The following is a 14,662-nucleotide window of genomic DNA, read 5'->3' as shown; positions in this document are numbered from 1 at the left end:
CCATGACAGACAACAACGAACTCATCCGCCTCTCGGCTGCCGAGCTGGCCGCGAAGCTCCGTGCCGGGGAGGTCACCTCTGTCGAGGTCACGCAGGCTTTCCTTGACCGGATCGCAGCGGTCGACGGCGGCGAACGCGGCGTGAACGCCTTCCTGCACATCAACTCGGAAGAGGCCCTCGCGGTCGCCGCCGAAGTGGACGCCATCCGCGCCGCAGGCGGCGCCGCAGCCGGGGAGCTGCACGAACTCGCCGGCGTGCCGATCGCGGTCAAGGACCTCATCGTCACCATCGGCCAGCCCACCACGGCCGGCTCCAAGATCCTCGAGGGCTGGCACAGCCCGTACGACGCCACGGTGGTCAAGCGCCTCCGTGCCGCCAAGATGCCCATCCTGGGCAAAACCAACCTGGACGAGTTCGCCATGGGGTCCTCCACGGAACACTCCGCGTACGGCCCCACCCGCAACCCCTGGGACCTGGACCGGATCCCCGGCGGTTCCGGCGGCGGTTCGGCCGCCGCCGTCGCCGCTTTCGAAGCTCCGCTGGCCCTCGGCACGGACACCGGGGGGTCCATCCGCCAGCCCGGCGCCGTCACAGGTACCGTTGGCGTCAAGCCCACCTACGGCAGCGTCTCGCGCTACGGCGCCATCGCCATGGCCTCTTCCCTGGACCAGATCGGTCCGGTCTCCCGCACCGTACTGGACTCGGCGCTCCTGCACCAGGTCATCGGCGGGCACGATCCGTTCGATTCCACCTCCCTGCCGGATCCCTTGGAGGACCTGGTGGCGGCTGCCCGTGTGGGCAACGTCGAGGGGCTGCGGATCGGCATCATCAAGGAACTGCACGGCGAGGGTTTCCAGGCCGGCGTCGAGAACCGTTTCAACGACTCGCTGGACCTGCTCCGTGAGGCAGGCGCGGAAATCGTTGAGGTGTCCTGCCCCAACTTCCAGTACGCCCTCGGCGCCTACTACCTGATCATGCCGTCGGAGGCCTCCTCCAACCTGGCTAAGTTCGACGGCGTCCGCTACGGCCTGCGCGTCCTTCCCGAGGACGGGCCCATGACCATCGAACGCGTGATGGGAGCCACGCGTGCCGCCGGTTTCGGCGACGAAGTCAAGCGCCGCATCATCCTGGGCACCTACGCCCTGAGCGCGGGCTACTACGACGCCTACTACGGCTCGGCCCAGAAGGTCCGTACGCTGGTGCAGCGCGACTTCGACGCCGCGTTTACGGTGGCCGACGTCCTGATCTCGCCCACCGCCCCCACCACGGCCTTCAAGCTGGGGGAGAAGCTCAACGACCCGCTGGCCATGTACCTGAACGACATCGCCACCATCCCCGCCAACCTCGCCGGTGTCCCGGGCCTGACCCTTCCGGGCGGCCTGGCGGACGAGGACGGCCTGCCCGTCGGCATCCAGCTCCTGGCACCGGCCCGCGAGGACGCCCGCCTCTACCGGGTGGGTGCTGTTTTGGAATCACTGCTGGAGGCCAAATGGGGCGGCCCGCTGCTGGCCCAGGCCCCGGAACTGGCTGGCTCACCGGTTATCGAAACCCAGGAGGCAAAATAATGAGCACCGACACAATCCTGAGCTTCGAAGAGGCCATGGAGAACTACGATCCCGTCCTGGGCTTCGAAGTCCACGTGGAACTCAACACCAAGACCAAGATGTTCTCCTCCGCACCCAACGTCTTCGGCGACGAGCCGAACACCAACGTGAACGAAGTGGACCTGGGCATGCCCGGCGTCCTGCCGGTGGTGAACAAGACAGCCATCGAGTCCTCCATCAAAATCGGCCTTGCCCTGAACTGCAAGATCGCCGAGTCCTGCACGTTCGCCCGGAAGCAGTACTTCTACCCGGACACCCCGAAGAACTTCCAGACGTCACAGTACGAAGACCCCATCGCGTATGACGGCTACCTGGACATCGAGCTCTCGGACGGCACCATTTTCCGTGTGGAAATCGAGCGCGCCCACATGGAAGAGGACGCGGGCAAGCTGACCCACATGGGCGGGGCAACCGGCCGCATCCAGGGCGCGGACTTCTCGCTGGTGGACTACAACCGCGCCGGCGTGCCGCTGGTGGAAATCGTCACCAAGCCGATCCAGGGCGCCGGCAGCCGCGCCCCGGAACTGGCGAAGGCGTACGTCGCCGCCGTCCGGGAGATCGTGAAGAACCTCGGCGTGTCCGACGCGAAGATGGAACGCGGCAACGTGCGCTGCGACGCGAACGTCTCGCTCCGTCCGCACGGCCGCGAACGCTTCGGCATCCGCTCGGAAACCAAGAACGTCAACTCGCTGCGCGCCGTCGAACACGCCGTCCGCTACGAGATCCAGCGGCACGCTGCCGTGCTGGACTCCGGTGAGCCGGTCATCCAGGAAACGCGCCACTGGCACGAGGACACCCGCACGACGACGTCGGGCCGGGCAAAATCCGACGCCGACGACTACCGGTACTTCCCGGAGCCGGACCTGGTTCCGATCGTTGCGTCCCGTGAGTGGGTTGAGGAGCTCCGCGCCACCCTGCCCGAGCCGCCGGCAGCCCGCCGCAAGCGCCTGCAGGCGGACTGGGGCTACTCGGACCTGGAATTCCGCGACGTCGTGAACGCCGGTGTTATGGACGAGATCGAGGAAACCATCGCCGCCGGCGCCTCGGCGACCGTGGCCCGCAAGTGGTGGATGGGCGAGATCGTCGGCCGCGCCAAAAACGCCGACGTCGATCCCGGCCAGCTGGGCGTGAAGCCATCCACCATCGTCGAGCTGAACAAGCTGGTGGAAGACGGCAAAATCAACAACAAAATGGCCACTGAAGTCCTGGACGGCGTGCTCGCCGGCGAAGGTACTCCGGCCGAGATTGTGGCGAAGCGCGGCCTGGCCGTGGTGTCCGACGACGGCCCCCTGCTGGAAGCCATCGATGCCGCCCTGGCCGCGCAGCCCGACGTCGCGGACAAGATCCGCGGCGGCAAGCTGCAGGCCATCGGTGCGATCGTCGGCGGAGTCATGAAGGCCACCCGCGGCCAGGCCGACGCCGCCCGCGTGCGCGAGCTGATCCTCAAGAAGCTCGGGGTGGAAGGCTAAGCCACCCGTTTTAACCCAACTGGGTAGCGCTAACTGTCGTTTTGAACCCTCTTAACGACAGTTAGCGCTACCCAGTTTGGCGTTAAGTACTCACTTTTCCGTGCGCGCAAACTACTCGTGTGCAGAGGTGGATCCCCGTCTTACACTGAAGATCCGGGGCGCCCGTGCCCTGCCTGTGCTCGGGGAGGTCTGGTCATGTCAGTTCGGGAGCCGTCGAGGCTGCGCAAGGCATTGTTGGCCGGAGCCGTGGCGCTGGCGCTGACCGGCGCTGGCTCAGCCATAGCCTGGTCCGCCTCTGACACGCCTACTCCGTCGCCGTCGCCGTCGCAGCCTGCCCCGGGGAAGTCGGACAAAGCGCCGGGCAAGGAGAAGCCGGCGAAGTCACAGCGCCCCCAGCACTTGCACAGTGAAAGCGTGGTGAAGAAGGCGGACGGCACCTTCGAAACGCAGCTGACCCAGCAGGGCACGGTGGAATCCGTCAGCGAAACCTCGGTGACCGTGAAGAGCGAGGACGGTTTCACCCAGGCCTACGCGGTCAACGCCGAGACCAGGATTATCAAGTTCCCGGCAGCCGCGGCTGACGGCTCGCCCGCAAAGGACGCCGACGGCAAACGGCTCAGGCCCGAAGAAGTTGCCATCGGGGAAATCGCCACCGGTGTATCGGTCCGGGTCTCCGGGGTAAGGAGCGGCGACTCGGTCACGGCTGAAGGGATCGTGGAAGGCTCCGGGACCGGCCCTGGCAAAGGCATGGGGCTGGGCAAGGGGCTTGGCCTGGGCCAGGGGCACGGCAAGGAATCAGCCAAAGGCCACGGGCGAGGGCTCGAAAAGTAAGCAGCCGGGTCAGCTGTCTTCCACCAGCCCGGTCATGATCGCCTGCAGCGCCTCGCACACAATCATTACCGCGCGGCGCTTTAGGTTCTCCGGGCGGGCAAGGATGTCAATCCGCCGCCGGGTGCTGATCCCCTCAAGCGGCCGCAGGACAATGCCCGGATTGAGCACCGGCCGCGCGGTATGCCGCGGCAGCAGCCCCACCACGCCGCCCGCCGCAACCAGCGCCGCCACGGTGGAGTAGTCGTTGATCCGGTGGACGATGTTCAGTTCTTTGCTGGAGACGGCCGCGACGGCGGACAGCACATCGGCGGGGGAGTACCCGGTGTGGCTGGTCACCCAGGGTTCCCCGACGACGTCGGCCGCGGTCACCGTGCCCTGGCCGGCCAGGCGATGGTCCGCCGGGAGGGCCACGTCCAGCGGTTCGTGGGCCAGCGGGATCACCGCCACCCGTTCCTCCGGCCACCGCGGGCTGTGGTCCATCCGGTGCGCGAGGACCAGGTCATAACGTGCGGTCAGCGCCGGGAAGTCCTGCTGCGCCACGTCCTCGTCCGAGAGCTGGATTCTCGGCTGTCCCGGCGCGTCCAGCCGCCGTGCGAGCGGCGCAAACAATGCCTGGCCTGCGCTGTGGAAGCCGCTGACCGTCACGGGCGCAACCGGTGAGCCGTGATAGGCGCCGATCGCCGTCCTGGCATCTGCCATGGCGCTGACGACGGCGGCGCCGGCATCGGCGAGCACCTGGCCTGCCTCGGTGAGCACCAGGTTCCGCCCCTCCTTCCGGGTCAGCGGCACCTCCACGTTGCGCTGCAGCAAGGCGAGCTGCTGGGACACCGCAGAGGGCGTCACCATCAGGGTCTCAGCCACTGCCTTCACGCTGCCGAGGGCGCCGAGCTCGCGGAGGATTTCGAGCTGATGAATTTCCATCCATCCAGTCTACGCATTAGCAAACCTTCATCGTCGATTGAGAAAATACTGCTTGTGCTAATGCTTTGGAATGGCTCTAATGAAGGTAGATCTCCGCCCTGGACCGCAGAACGCAGGGCCCCCGCCAACAGTCAGGAAGCCAATGAAGGCCCTCTACAAGTCCGGCGCCCACGCAGGGTTCGAGCTGGTTGACCGCCCCGAGCCCGAAGCCGGCCCCGATGACGTCAAGATCCGGGTCATGACCACCGGCATCTGCGGCACGGACCTGCACATCCAGTCCTGGGACTCCTGGGCACAGGGGATGATCGAAGCGCCGCTGATTGCCGGCCACGAGTTCTACGGCGAAGTAGTGGAGACGGGCGCGGACGTCCGGGACGTCAAGGTAGGGGACCGGGTGTCCGGGGAAGGCCACGTGGTCTGCGGGATCTGCCGCAACTGCCGGGCCGGCCGGCGGCAGATGTGCATCCACACTGTCAGCGTGGGCGTCCAGCGGAACGGGGCCTTCGCCGAATACGTGGTCATCCCGGAGACCAACGTCTGGGTCCACCACGACCCGTCAGTCACCCCGGAACTGGGCGCCATCTTTGATCCGTTCGGGAACGCCGTGCACACGGCCCTCAGCTTCCCCCTGGTGGGCGAGGACGTCCTCATCACCGGAGCCGGCCCCATCGGACTCATGGCCATCGCCGTCGCCCGCCACGCCGGAGCCCGCAAGATCGCCATCACCGACGTCTCCCGGCCGCGGCTGGACCTGGCCCGGCAGCTGGGTGTGGACCTCGCCATCGACGTCTCCACAACCCGGGTACGCGACGCCCAGCGTGAGCTTGGCATGCGGGAAGGCTTCGATATCGGGATGGAAATGTCCGGCCACCCCACCGCGCTGCCTGAGATGATCGACAACATGAACCACGGCGGACGCATTGCCATGCTCGGCCTGCCCAGCCAGGACATCACCATTGACTGGGGCAAAGTGGTCACGCACATGCTGACCCTCAAGGGCATCTACGGCCGGGAAATGTACGAGACCTGGTACGCGATGAGCGCCATGCTCTCCTCGAACCCGGTGCTCCACGCGGGCATCTCGGCCGTCGTGACGGACAGGCTGCCGGCCCGCGAGTGGGAAAAAGGCTTCGACATTGCCCGCGCCGGCGTCGGCGGAAAAGTTGTCCTCGACTGGACCGAACTCTAAGGAGCACCATGTACACCGCCATCAAGGACCAGCTGCAGGCAGAGCTGGACGAGATCCGCACCGCCGGGCTCTTCAAGACAGAACGCCACATCGATTCACCCCAGTCCAGCCACGTCACCGCGGGCCAAATCGGCAAGCCGGGCACAGCCGTTCTGAATTTCTGTGCCAACAACTACCTGGGCCTTGCCGACCACCCGGACATCATCGCCGCAGCCAAAGAAGCCATGGACACCCGCGGCTTCGGCATGGCCAGCGTGCGTTTCATCTGCGGCACCCAGGACCTGCACCTGGAGCTCGAGGCCCGGGTATCGAAGTTCCTGGGCACCGAGGACACCATCCTGTTCTCCAGCTGCTTTGACGCCAACGGCGGCGTGTTCGAGTCGCTCTTCGGACCCGAGGACGCGGTCATTTCCGACGCCCTCAACCACGCCAGCATCATCGACGGCATCCGGCTCTGCAAGGCCCAACGGTTCCGCTACGCAAACCGGGACATGGCGGACCTGGAGGCCAGGCTCATCGAGGCCACCACGCAGGACCAGCCTGCCCGGCGCAAGATCATCGTCACCGACGGCGTCTTCTCCATGGACGGCTACCTCGCCCCGCTCGAGGCCATCTGCGACCTCGCCGACAAGTACGACGCCCTGGTCATGGTGGATGACTCCCACGCCGTCGGCTTTATGGGTTCCACCGGCGCCGGAACCCCGGAACACGCCGGCGTTTCGCGCCGAGTGGACATCTACACCGGGACGTTTGGCAAGGCGCTGGGCGGCGCTTCCGGCGGCTACGTGTCCGGCCGCAGCGAAGTGGTGGCCATGCTCCGCCAGAAGGCCCGCCCGTACCTGTTCTCGAACTCCCTGGCACCCGCCATCGTGGCCGCCACCGTCAAGGCACTGGACCTGGTGGAGAACTCCGGCGAGCTGCGGACCAAACTGTTCGAAAACGCGGGCCTGTTCCGCCGCCGGATGACCGAAGAGGGTTTCGACCTCCTGGACGGGGAACACGCGATTGTGCCCGTGATGTTCGGGGACGCCGTGCTGGCCGCCAAAGTGGCGGACCAGATGCTCCAGCACGGCGTTTTTGTCACCGCTTTCAGCTTCCCGGTGGTTCCGCGCGGCGCCGCCCGGATCCGCGTGCAGCTCTCGGCATCACATTCAGCGGACGACGTCGAAGCCTGCGTGGGTGCCTTTGTCGCCAGCCGTGCCGCTGTAGCGGGCTAAAAATCGGCCGCGCGTGAACCGGTGATGGTTAGATGGAGCCATGGCAGCACAATATGACGCTCTGATTGTCGGCGGCGGCATAGCCGGCCTGTCCCTGGCATCCGCGCTCGCCGGCACGTGCAGCGTGGCCCTGGTGGAAGCAGAGCAGGACCTGGCGTATCACTCGTCCTCCCGCTCAGCCCGCCAGCTTCACGTCCACGGCCCGGAGGTGGTCCAGCAGCTGACCCTCCGGTCCTTGGAACTGCTGGCGGCGCGGGACGCGGAACTTCCTGAACCTGTCCTGTCGCCGCGCAGCTTTATGCTGATCGGTTCGGAGGACGCCGTCCGGGCGGAGGCCGGCGGCACCCTGCAGCCAATCACGCACGCCCGGGCTCTGGAGCTGTGCCCGGTCCTGGTGCCGGAATCCTTCGCTGCCGCCGGCCTGGACGAAGGCTCCTTCGGTTGCGATGCACGGCTGTTGATAGCAGACCACCGGGCGCGTGCTGAAGCTGCCGGGGCGGACATCATCACCGGTGCCCGGGTGCATTCGGCCCAGAGGCTGGGCTCGGGCTGGGAGATCGGGGCCGGGCAGGAAGGGTTCCAGGCAGCGGTCCTGGTCAACGCCGCCGGGGCGTGGGCTGACGAACTGGCGGTGATCAGCGGGGTGGAGAAGCTCGGGCTGCAGCCGTACCGGCGCACAGCGGCGATTGCCGACGTCGAACACTCCCTTCCCGAGGGCAGCCCCATGGTGGCGGCGGCAGACAACTCGTTCTACTTCCGCCGCGAGCGCGCAGGGGTGCTGATCTCGCCCTCGGAAGCGGTCCCCAGCGGCCCTGAGGATGCGCGCCCCCGTCCCGGCGACATCGAACGCCTGATCGAAAAACTCAACCAGGTGACCACGCTCGGGATCCGCGGCGTTCGGAGCGCCTGGACCGGCCTCCGGACCGAGGCGGCCGACGGCCTCCCGGTGGCAGGTTTCGATGCCGAGGCCCCCGGCTTCTACTGGCTCGCGGGACAGGGCGGCTATGGCCTCCAGATCTCGCCGGCAATGGCGGAACTTGCAGCCGCCCAGATCCTGGCAGGCCAGGGCGCGGCGCAGGGACAGGAACCACGAGCGCAGGGCCAGGATCCACGTGCCGATACCGGCCCGGGTCCGGAATCCCGGACAGCGGAGGCAGTGGCTGCCACACGCTGGTCCATCCGGCGCTGAAGAATGGGTGCATGAGTACCCTGATAACCAACATCGCCGAGCTGATGACCCAGGACCTGGAACACCGGGTCCTGAAAAACGCCGCGGTGGTGATCGACGGTGAGCGGATCGCCTGGCTTGGTTCGGCGGCGGATGCTCCGGCGGCCGACGACGCCGTGGACGCCGGCGGCCGGGCAGTGCTGCCAGGCTGGGTGGATTCCCACACGCACCTCGTGTTTGCAGGGGACCGCACCGCGGAGTTCGAGGCGCGGATGGCAGGGGAGGCCTACTCGGCCGGCGGCATCGCCGTGACGGTGGACGCCACCCGGCGCACCTCCGACTACGACCTCACCAAACTGGCCATGGCCCGTGTCTCCGAAGCCGTTGCGCAGGGAACCACGTATGTCGAGACCAAAACAGGGTACGGGCTGGATGTCGAGCACGAGGCACGCAGCGCCAGGATTGCGTCCACGGTGGCCGATGAAGTGACCTACCTGGGCGCGCACCTTGTGCCCGCCGGCATCGATGCCGACGCCTACACCGATCTCGTCTGTGGCCCCATGCTGGACGCTGTCCGGCCCTATGTCCGTTGGGCGGATGTCTTTTGTGAGGAAGGCGCATTTACCGCTGAACAGTCCCGCCGGGTTCTTGAGACCTGCCGTGCTGCCGGGCTGGGGATCCGGGTCCACGGCAACCAGCTCGGCGCCGGCCCCGGCGTCCGGCTGGCCGTGGAGCTGGGCGCGGCGAGTGTGGACCATGCGAACTACCTGTCCGCCGGTGACGTCTCGGCGCTCGCGGACAGCTGGTCGGGCTGGAGTCCGGCGACCGGGACGGGCGCGCGCGGCACCGTCGCCACCTGCCTGCCCGCATGCGACCTGTCGACGCGGCAGCCGCTTGCCCCGGGACGGGAACTGCTGGATGCCGGGGTGCAGCTGGCGCTGGCCTCCAATGCCAACCCGGGCACGTCCTGCACAAGCTCCATGGCATTCTGCGTGACCACCGCCGTCCTGCAGATGCGGCTCAGTGTCCACGAAGCCGTGCGTGCCGCCACCTACGGCGGGGCGCTCGCGCTGCACCGGGAGGCAGGGAACGACGCCGACGGCGAACGGGCGGTGGGCTCGCTCGCCGTCGGGCACCGGGCAGACGTGCAGATGCTGAATGCTCCCTCCGCCACGCACCTCGCCTACCGTCCGGGCATGCCGCTCACGTACGCCGTGTGGCGGGCAGGGGTCCGGGCACGGTAGCGGGCACCATCAAAGTGACGTTTGATGATTGTTTATCTCTGTTATGATCAAAAACGTCACATTTCGGTGATTGTTTGATGCTGGAAGGCCCCCATGACCCGCACTGACCGCCTGACGGCCATCCTGGATATCCTCGCCAAGACCGGGCAGGTGGAGGTGGACGAGATCGTCTCGCAGCTTGGCGTCTCACCGGCCACGGCGCGCCGGGACCTTGACAGCCTCGCCAACCGGCGGCTGTTGACCAGGACCAGGGGCGGTGCCACCATCGGAGCCCTCGCGTATGACCTGCCGGGGCGCTACAACCGTGACGACCACGCGGAAGCGAAGGAGCAGATAGCCCAGGCCGCTTCGGCGCTGATCCGGCCGGGCGCTGTAATCGGACTCTGCGGCGGCACAACCAGTACCGCACTCGCGCAGATCCTGGCCACCCGCGAAGACCTCAACGCACCCGCGAACCAGCCCACGCTGACGGTCGTCACCAACGCCATCAACATTGCTTCCCAGCTGGCCGTCCGGCCCAACATCAAAGTCATGGTGACCGGCGGCATCCTCAACCCCCGCTCCTACGAACTGGTGGGGCCATACACGGACATCATCATGCAGAAGGTGGTCCTGGACATCGCCTTCATCGGTGTCAACGGCATCGACCCCGAGGTGGGACCCACCAACACCGGCGAGGGCGAAGCCTCGGTGAATGCCCTGCTGGCCAGCCGGGCAAGGGTCTCCTACGTGCTGGCAGACTCCTCCAAGGTGGGTGTCCGGGCCTTTGCGACGATGGACGGCTACGCCTTCACCCGGCTTATTACCGACTCCGGCATCTCTGCCGAGGACAAGGCCGCGTTCGAGGCGAAAGGCACCGAAGTGATTGTGGCGCCGCACTAGACGGTGTCAGTACATCACCGGCGGCGCGTCCAGGACGGTTTCGTCCACCCGCCGCGCCACCCATTGGGTGAACGGAATATCCAGTTCATACTTGTCCAGTTCGGTGCGCACCAGGGTCCGGACCTCGGCGTTGTTCGGGTTGTTGAGCGATTCGAAGTACTCCACCGACCAGTGGAACCAGCGCATGCAGAACAGCCGCATGGTCAGGCCGTGGGTCACCAGCAGCGTGTTCGGAGCGTAGTCCGGTTTGGACCAATGCCGGTAGAGCGTTTCCATAAACGATGAAATCCGGTCGTAGACGTCTGAGCCGGACTCGCCCTCCCGAAACCGGTAGAAGAAATGGCCGTACGCGTTGCGAAGTTCCTTCTGGTCCTCGATCTCCCCGCTGATCTGGAAGTTGGCCCAGTCCTGCTCACGGAGGCGCGGCTCTTCGATGACGCGCTCGGTGAGGCTGCCAAGGTTGAGGGCCTCCAGCGTCTGGTAGGCCCGCAGATACGGGGACACATAGACGCAGACCTGCCGGCCGTCCAGCTCCCGCCGGATCTGCTCGCCAGCAGCGGTGGCCTGCTCAAGCCCGAGCGGCGTCAGCGGTATCCGGTAGTCCGGGACCCTGTTGTAGATGGAGGTATCGACGTTGGCCGTTGACTGGCCGTGCCGGATCATGATGATTTTCCCTGGCGCGCTCATAAGCCCCAAGCATAAGTGTCCAACTCCGGACGCTCTCTCACTTGATGTGGGTTTTTGGCGAACGCTCTCTCACCTTGGTGTGCCCGGCGGGCCGGGCATTCAGTAATCAGCAAAGAACCAGCCGCAACAGGCAAGATGGAACCATGTTGGTTCCCTCCCGCCGTCGGCTGCGGATCGAAGTCTGGATTGTCCTGGGACTGTCCCTTGGGCAGTCCGCCGTGTACTCCGTTGTTCAACTGCTCGACAAGATGTCGCGGGCGCCACTGGCGGAGGGAACCTCAACGCTGAACCAGTCGCGGAGCTCCCGCGAGTATTTCGACCTCACTTACCAGTTGCTGGACATTGTCTTTGCCCTGGTGCCCGTGCTGCTGGTCATCTATTTCCTCACGGACCAGCGGCAGCCCGGAACTGGTGCGGACAAACACGGCGGTTCGGCCTTCCAGAAACTCGGGTTCAACTTCACCAGGCCGGGCCGGGACCTGCTGCAGGGCCTGGGCCTCGCAGCACTGATCGGGATTCCCTCCCTCGGCCTTTACGCCGCCGGCCGGGCACTCGGGATCACCACCGCCATCATTCCCAGCGCACTGGATGCCCACTGGTGGACCATTCCGGTCCTGATTCTCTCCGCCCTGCGGCATGCCGTGGTGGAGGAGGTCATTGTGGTGGGCTACCTCCTGGACCGCTTCGGCAAGTTCGGCTGGAGCGTGCCCCTGGCCATTGTCACGAGCTCCCTGCTCCGGGGCACCTATCACCTGTACCAGGGCTTCGGGCCGTTCATCGGCAACGTGGTGATGGGGGTGGTGTTCGCCTGGCTGTACACACGGACCAAGCGGGTGATGCCGCTGGTGATCGCGCACGCACTGCTGGACATCGTGGCGTTTGTTGGCTTCAGCCTGTTCGGCAGGGCAGTGGGCCTGGGCTGACCCAAGGGCCGCACTGGGCTGATGAGAAGCGGCTCCGGGCTTAAAGCGATTCGGCCGCCGTCAGCGGGTGGCGTCGTTGACACCCGCTGAAGGCGGCCGAAGTTATTGTCCGGGCGGCGCTGCCCGGGAGGGTAGGGATTCGGTCAGGGTGGAACCGTCAGATGGTGACGGCCCCGGTGGCGGTTTCGAAGGTTACGGACAGGATGCCGGGGGTGCCCTTGGGAGCGACCCACTCAACAGCGACGTCCTCCAGCGGCTTCTCCACGGGTTCCCCGAGCCACTCAGTAACGCGCTCGGCAGAGCCGGCGATGGTCAGGCAGCTCATCTTGACGTTGCTTTCGTAAGCATTCGACGGGTGGAGGGCGGGGTCGCCCTCCCACTTGAGCATGTACGGAACCTGCGGGTCCGCGATCAGGCCAAGGATGCCGATCTGCTTCCAGATCAGCTCGCGGCCGTCCGGGAACTTGCGGTTGCCGTTGACCGCCGCACGGCCCAGGCGTTCCTCGAAGGGGGCGAGATCGTCCACTTCGACGCACCAGCCCATCCAGCCGCCGCCGGCTTCGGACCGTGCCCGGACTGCCTGCCCGAAGGGAGCCTTGTCCGAGGCCGGGTGGTTCAGGACCTCCACAACTTCCAGGTATTTGTGTCCGGCGAGGGGAATGATCATGTTCCGGGTTCCGAAACGGGGGTGCACTCCACCCTTCACGGCTTCAACGCCGAGGGCGGACGAAATACGTTCGGTGGTGGCAACGAGGCCATCTTGTTCACAGGCGTAAGAGACGTGATCCATGCGCATGCCATCATCTTGGCACTTTGTGATGAGCCTCTCAGCTAAGGGTAGCCTTACTGGGATTTTGTGTTGCGGCCGTTGAGGAAAATCCGGCACCGGGACACCGGAGACAGCCTTTTGACCACCTTCGTCACAATCATGTTCCCTGTCGGGAAGTCTTCCTATGCTGAACGCAACCGAGCAGTGCCACACCACGTCAAGGAGCATTGAATGTCGAACGGATGGTCTTTCGAAACCCGCCAGATCCACGCTGGCCAGGAGCCGGACAGTGCCACAGGTGCCCGTGCCCTCCCGATCTACCAGACGACGTCGTTCGTCTTCCCCAGCGCAGAAAGCGCCGCCAACCGGTTTGCCCTTGCCGAACTTGCGCCGATCTATACCCGCATCGGCAACCCCACGCAGGACGCGGTGGAGCAGCGCATCGCCAGCCTGGAGGGTGGTCTCGCCGCGTTGCTGCTGAGTTCCGGGCAGGCCGCCGAAACGTTTGCCATCCTGAACATTGCCGAAGCAGGTGACCATGTGGTGGCCAGTCCGAGCCTCTACGGCGGCACGTACAACCTGCTGGCGCACACGCTGAAGAAGTTCGGCATCTCTGTAACGTTTGTGGCGGACCCGGACAATCTTGACCACTGGCGCGACGCCGTGCAGCCCAACACCAAGCTCTTCTTCGCCGAAGTGGTGTCCAACCCGCGCCAGGACGTGCTGGACATCGAAGGCGTGTCGCAGGCCGCCCACGACGCCGGTGTGCCGCTGATCGTGGACAACACGCTCTCCACGCCCTATCTGATCCGCCCCCTCGAATGGGGCGCGGACATCGTGGTCCATTCGGCCACCAAGTACCTGGGCGGGCACGGCTCCGCAATCGCCGGCGTGATCGTAGACTCCGGCAAGTTTGACTTCGGCAAGGACCCCGCACGGTTCCCGGGCTTCAACACCCCCGATCCCACGTACAACGGACTCGTCTATGCCAAGGATCTTGGCGCCGGCGGGGCGCTCGGCGCCAACCTGTCCTACATCCTGAAGGCGCGCGTCCAGCTGCTTCGGGACCTCGGCTCGGCAGTGTCCCCGTTCAACGCCTTCCTGATTGCCCAAGGGCTGGAGACGCTCAGCCTGCGCGTGGAACGGCACGTCGCCAACGCCGTCCACGTTGCGCAGTGGCTGGAGGCAAGGGACGACGTCGAATCGGTCGCCTACGCGGGCCTGCCGTCCAGCCCCTGGTACGAACGGGGCCGCAAGTACGGCCCCAAGGGTACCGGCGCGGTGGTGGGGTTCATCCTGGCCGGCGGGGCGGAAGCGGGCAAGCGCTTTGTGGACGCCCTGGAGCTCCACTCGCACGTGGCCAACATCGGGGACGTCCGGTCCCTGGTCATCCACCCGGCATCCACCACGCACAGCCAGCTCTCGGCCGAGCAGCAGGCCATCGCGGGTGTGACGCCCGGGCTGGTCCGGCTGTCGGTGGGCATCGAACACATCGACGACATCATCGCCGACCTCGAAGCAGGCTTCCGGGCGGCCAAGGATGCCACCGGGGGCGGGCCCGGGGAGTAATCACCCGAAAGTCACAACCAGTCACACGCTTGGCCATAGGCCGGGGCTGTTTCGTACACTCATGGAAGGTCATGAGTGCCAGCGACAGCCCCGGCTTGCTGGCCGGCAACCCTCTTTCGTGGCGGGGTGCCCCGGGTGAGGACCTGGCCTGCCGGTCAATTGACGGCAGGCAAGCGCGTAGAAGAGGTC

Annotated in this window: 13 protein-coding genes and 1 riboswitch; of the genes, 10 read left to right on the top strand and 3 right to left on the bottom strand. The window is 66.2% G+C overall.

Translation table 11 applies throughout. The annotated features are described in order from the left end of the window. Positions 1 to 2: 2 nt before the first annotated feature. From gatA to GUV69_RS08020, 3 genes are all read left to right on the top strand, one after another. On the top strand, positions 3 to 1,565 hold the full coding sequence (gatA, locus tag GUV69_RS08030) for an Asp-tRNA(Asn)/Glu-tRNA(Gln) amidotransferase subunit GatA (protein WP_164201299.1): 1,563 nt from the start codon (positions 3 to 5) through the stop codon (positions 1,563 to 1,565). Then, positions 1,565 to 3,073 carry an Asp-tRNA(Asn)/Glu-tRNA(Gln) amidotransferase subunit GatB gene (gatB, locus tag GUV69_RS08025; RefSeq protein WP_164201297.1) on the top strand — a complete coding sequence of 503 codons (1,509 nt, stop codon included), beginning with the start codon at positions 1,565 to 1,567 and terminating at the stop codon, positions 3,071 to 3,073. The genes gatA and gatB overlap by 1 nt, the downstream gene beginning before the upstream one ends. 195 nt (positions 3,074 to 3,268) lie before the next feature. Then, on the top strand, positions 3,269 to 3,904 hold the full coding sequence (locus tag GUV69_RS08020; protein WP_164201295.1) for a hypothetical protein: 636 nt from the start codon (positions 3,269 to 3,271) through the stop codon (positions 3,902 to 3,904). 9 nt (positions 3,905 to 3,913) lie between these two features. Here the strand turns inward: GUV69_RS08020 and GUV69_RS08015 are convergent, their stop codons facing one another. Beyond that, a complete protein-coding gene (locus tag GUV69_RS08015; protein WP_164201293.1) occupies positions 3,914 to 4,825 on the bottom strand; it encodes a LysR family transcriptional regulator in 912 nt (303 codons plus the stop codon). A gap of 142 nt (positions 4,826 to 4,967) precedes the next feature. Here GUV69_RS08015 and tdh point away from each other — a divergent pair, with 142 nt between their 5' ends. The 5 genes from tdh to GUV69_RS07990 all read left to right on the top strand — a co-directional run bounded on the left by tdh (position 4,968) and on the right by GUV69_RS07990 (position 10,525). After that, the gene (gene tdh, locus GUV69_RS08010; RefSeq protein WP_164201291.1) at positions 4,968 to 6,014 is read left to right on the top strand and encodes an L-threonine 3-dehydrogenase; all 1,047 of its coding nucleotides are present in this window, start codon (positions 4,968 to 4,970) and stop codon (positions 6,012 to 6,014) included. Between the two features lie 8 nt (positions 6,015 to 6,022). Next, entirely contained in the window at positions 6,023 to 7,231 is a 1,209-nt protein-coding gene (locus tag GUV69_RS08005; protein WP_164201288.1) for a glycine C-acetyltransferase, read from the top strand. 40 nt (positions 7,232 to 7,271) lie between these two features. Continuing rightward, positions 7,272 to 8,420 (top strand): NAD(P)/FAD-dependent oxidoreductase, encoded by a 1,149-nt coding sequence (locus GUV69_RS08000; protein WP_164201286.1) that lies wholly within the window; start codon positions 7,272 to 7,274, stop codon positions 8,418 to 8,420. A gap of 11 nt (positions 8,421 to 8,431) precedes the next feature. Beyond that, positions 8,432 to 9,643: an imidazolonepropionase gene (gene hutI / locus GUV69_RS07995; protein ID WP_164201284.1), complete on the top strand. Its 1,212-nt coding sequence runs from the start codon at positions 8,432 to 8,434 to the stop codon at positions 9,641 to 9,643. Positions 9,644 to 9,736: 93 nt separating this feature from the next. Beyond that, positions 9,737 to 10,525 (top strand): DeoR/GlpR family DNA-binding transcription regulator, encoded by a 789-nt coding sequence (locus GUV69_RS07990; protein ID WP_164201282.1) that lies wholly within the window; start codon positions 9,737 to 9,739, stop codon positions 10,523 to 10,525. A 6-nt stretch (positions 10,526 to 10,531) separates the two neighbouring features. On the opposite strand, the gene GUV69_RS07985 is transcribed toward GUV69_RS07990, so the two are convergent. Then, positions 10,532 to 11,212: a histidine phosphatase family protein gene (locus tag GUV69_RS07985; protein WP_164201280.1), complete on the bottom strand. Its 681-nt coding sequence runs from the start codon at positions 11,210 to 11,212 to the stop codon at positions 10,532 to 10,534. Between the two features lie 143 nt (positions 11,213 to 11,355). On the opposite strand from GUV69_RS07985, the gene GUV69_RS07980 reads away from it, so the two are divergent. Next, positions 11,356 to 12,135 carry a CPBP family intramembrane glutamic endopeptidase gene (locus tag GUV69_RS07980; protein ID WP_164201277.1) on the top strand — a complete coding sequence of 260 codons (780 nt, stop codon included), beginning with the start codon at positions 11,356 to 11,358 and terminating at the stop codon, positions 12,133 to 12,135. A 157-nt stretch (positions 12,136 to 12,292) separates the two neighbouring features. Here the strand turns inward: GUV69_RS07980 and GUV69_RS07975 are convergent, their stop codons facing one another. Beyond that, positions 12,293 to 12,931 carry a VOC family protein gene (locus GUV69_RS07975; RefSeq protein WP_164201275.1) on the bottom strand — a complete coding sequence of 213 codons (639 nt, stop codon included), beginning with the start codon at positions 12,929 to 12,931 and terminating at the stop codon, positions 12,293 to 12,295. A 204-nt stretch (positions 12,932 to 13,135) separates the two neighbouring features. Between GUV69_RS07975 and GUV69_RS07970 the strand changes: the two genes are divergently transcribed. After that, a complete protein-coding gene (locus GUV69_RS07970) occupies positions 13,136 to 14,473 on the top strand; it encodes a bifunctional o-acetylhomoserine/o-acetylserine sulfhydrylase (RefSeq protein ID WP_164201273.1) in 1,338 nt (445 codons plus the stop codon). A gap of 67 nt (positions 14,474 to 14,540) precedes the next feature. Then, a riboswitch (SAM riboswitch) is annotated at positions 14,541 to 14,655 on the top strand. The last annotated feature ends 7 nt before the right edge of the window (positions 14,656 to 14,662 follow it).

Origin of the sequence: [Micrococcus luteus] ATCC 49442 (genome assembly GCF_010367585.1) — a bacterium.
Classification (GTDB): domain Bacteria; phylum Actinomycetota; class Actinomycetes; order Actinomycetales; family Micrococcaceae; genus Arthrobacter; species Arthrobacter luteus_A.
The sequence above is the reverse complement of the archived record's forward strand: the minus strand, read 5'-3'. Positions and strand labels throughout refer to the sequence as shown.

What these genes read in the sequence shown, in the direction of transcription:
- gatA (WP_164201299.1), top strand. Translation starts at nt 3, where the DNA reads ATGACAGACAACAACGAACTCATCCGCCTCTCGGCTGCCGAGCTGGCC.
- GUV69_RS07990 (WP_164201282.1), top strand. Translation starts at nt 9,737, where the DNA reads ATGACCCGCACTGACCGCCTGACGGCCATCCTGGATATCCTCGCCAAG.
- gatB (WP_164201297.1), top strand. Translation starts at nt 1,565, where the DNA reads ATGAGCACCGACACAATCCTGAGCTTCGAAGAGGCCATGGAGAACTAC.
- GUV69_RS08005 (WP_164201288.1), top strand. Translation starts at nt 6,023, where the DNA reads ATGTACACCGCCATCAAGGACCAGCTGCAGGCAGAGCTGGACGAGATC.
- tdh (WP_164201291.1), top strand. Translation starts at nt 4,968, where the DNA reads ATGAAGGCCCTCTACAAGTCCGGCGCCCACGCAGGGTTCGAGCTGGTT.
- GUV69_RS07980 (WP_164201277.1), top strand. Translation starts at nt 11,356, where the DNA reads ATGTTGGTTCCCTCCCGCCGTCGGCTGCGGATCGAAGTCTGGATTGTC.
- GUV69_RS08015 (WP_164201293.1), bottom strand. Translation starts at nt 4,825, where the DNA reads ATGGAAATTCATCAGCTCGAAATCCTCCGCGAGCTCGGCGCCCTCGGC.
- GUV69_RS08000 (WP_164201286.1), top strand. Translation starts at nt 7,272, where the DNA reads ATGGCAGCACAATATGACGCTCTGATTGTCGGCGGCGGCATAGCCGGC.
- hutI (WP_164201284.1), top strand. Translation starts at nt 8,432, where the DNA reads ATGAGTACCCTGATAACCAACATCGCCGAGCTGATGACCCAGGACCTG.
- GUV69_RS07975 (WP_164201275.1), bottom strand. Translation starts at nt 12,931, where the DNA reads ATGCGCATGGATCACGTCTCTTACGCCTGTGAACAAGATGGCCTCGTT.
- GUV69_RS07970 (WP_164201273.1), top strand. Translation starts at nt 13,136, where the DNA reads ATGTCGAACGGATGGTCTTTCGAAACCCGCCAGATCCACGCTGGCCAG.
- GUV69_RS08020 (WP_164201295.1), top strand. Translation starts at nt 3,269, where the DNA reads ATGTCAGTTCGGGAGCCGTCGAGGCTGCGCAAGGCATTGTTGGCCGGA.
- GUV69_RS07985 (WP_164201280.1), bottom strand. Translation starts at nt 11,212, where the DNA reads ATGAGCGCGCCAGGGAAAATCATCATGATCCGGCACGGCCAGTCAACG.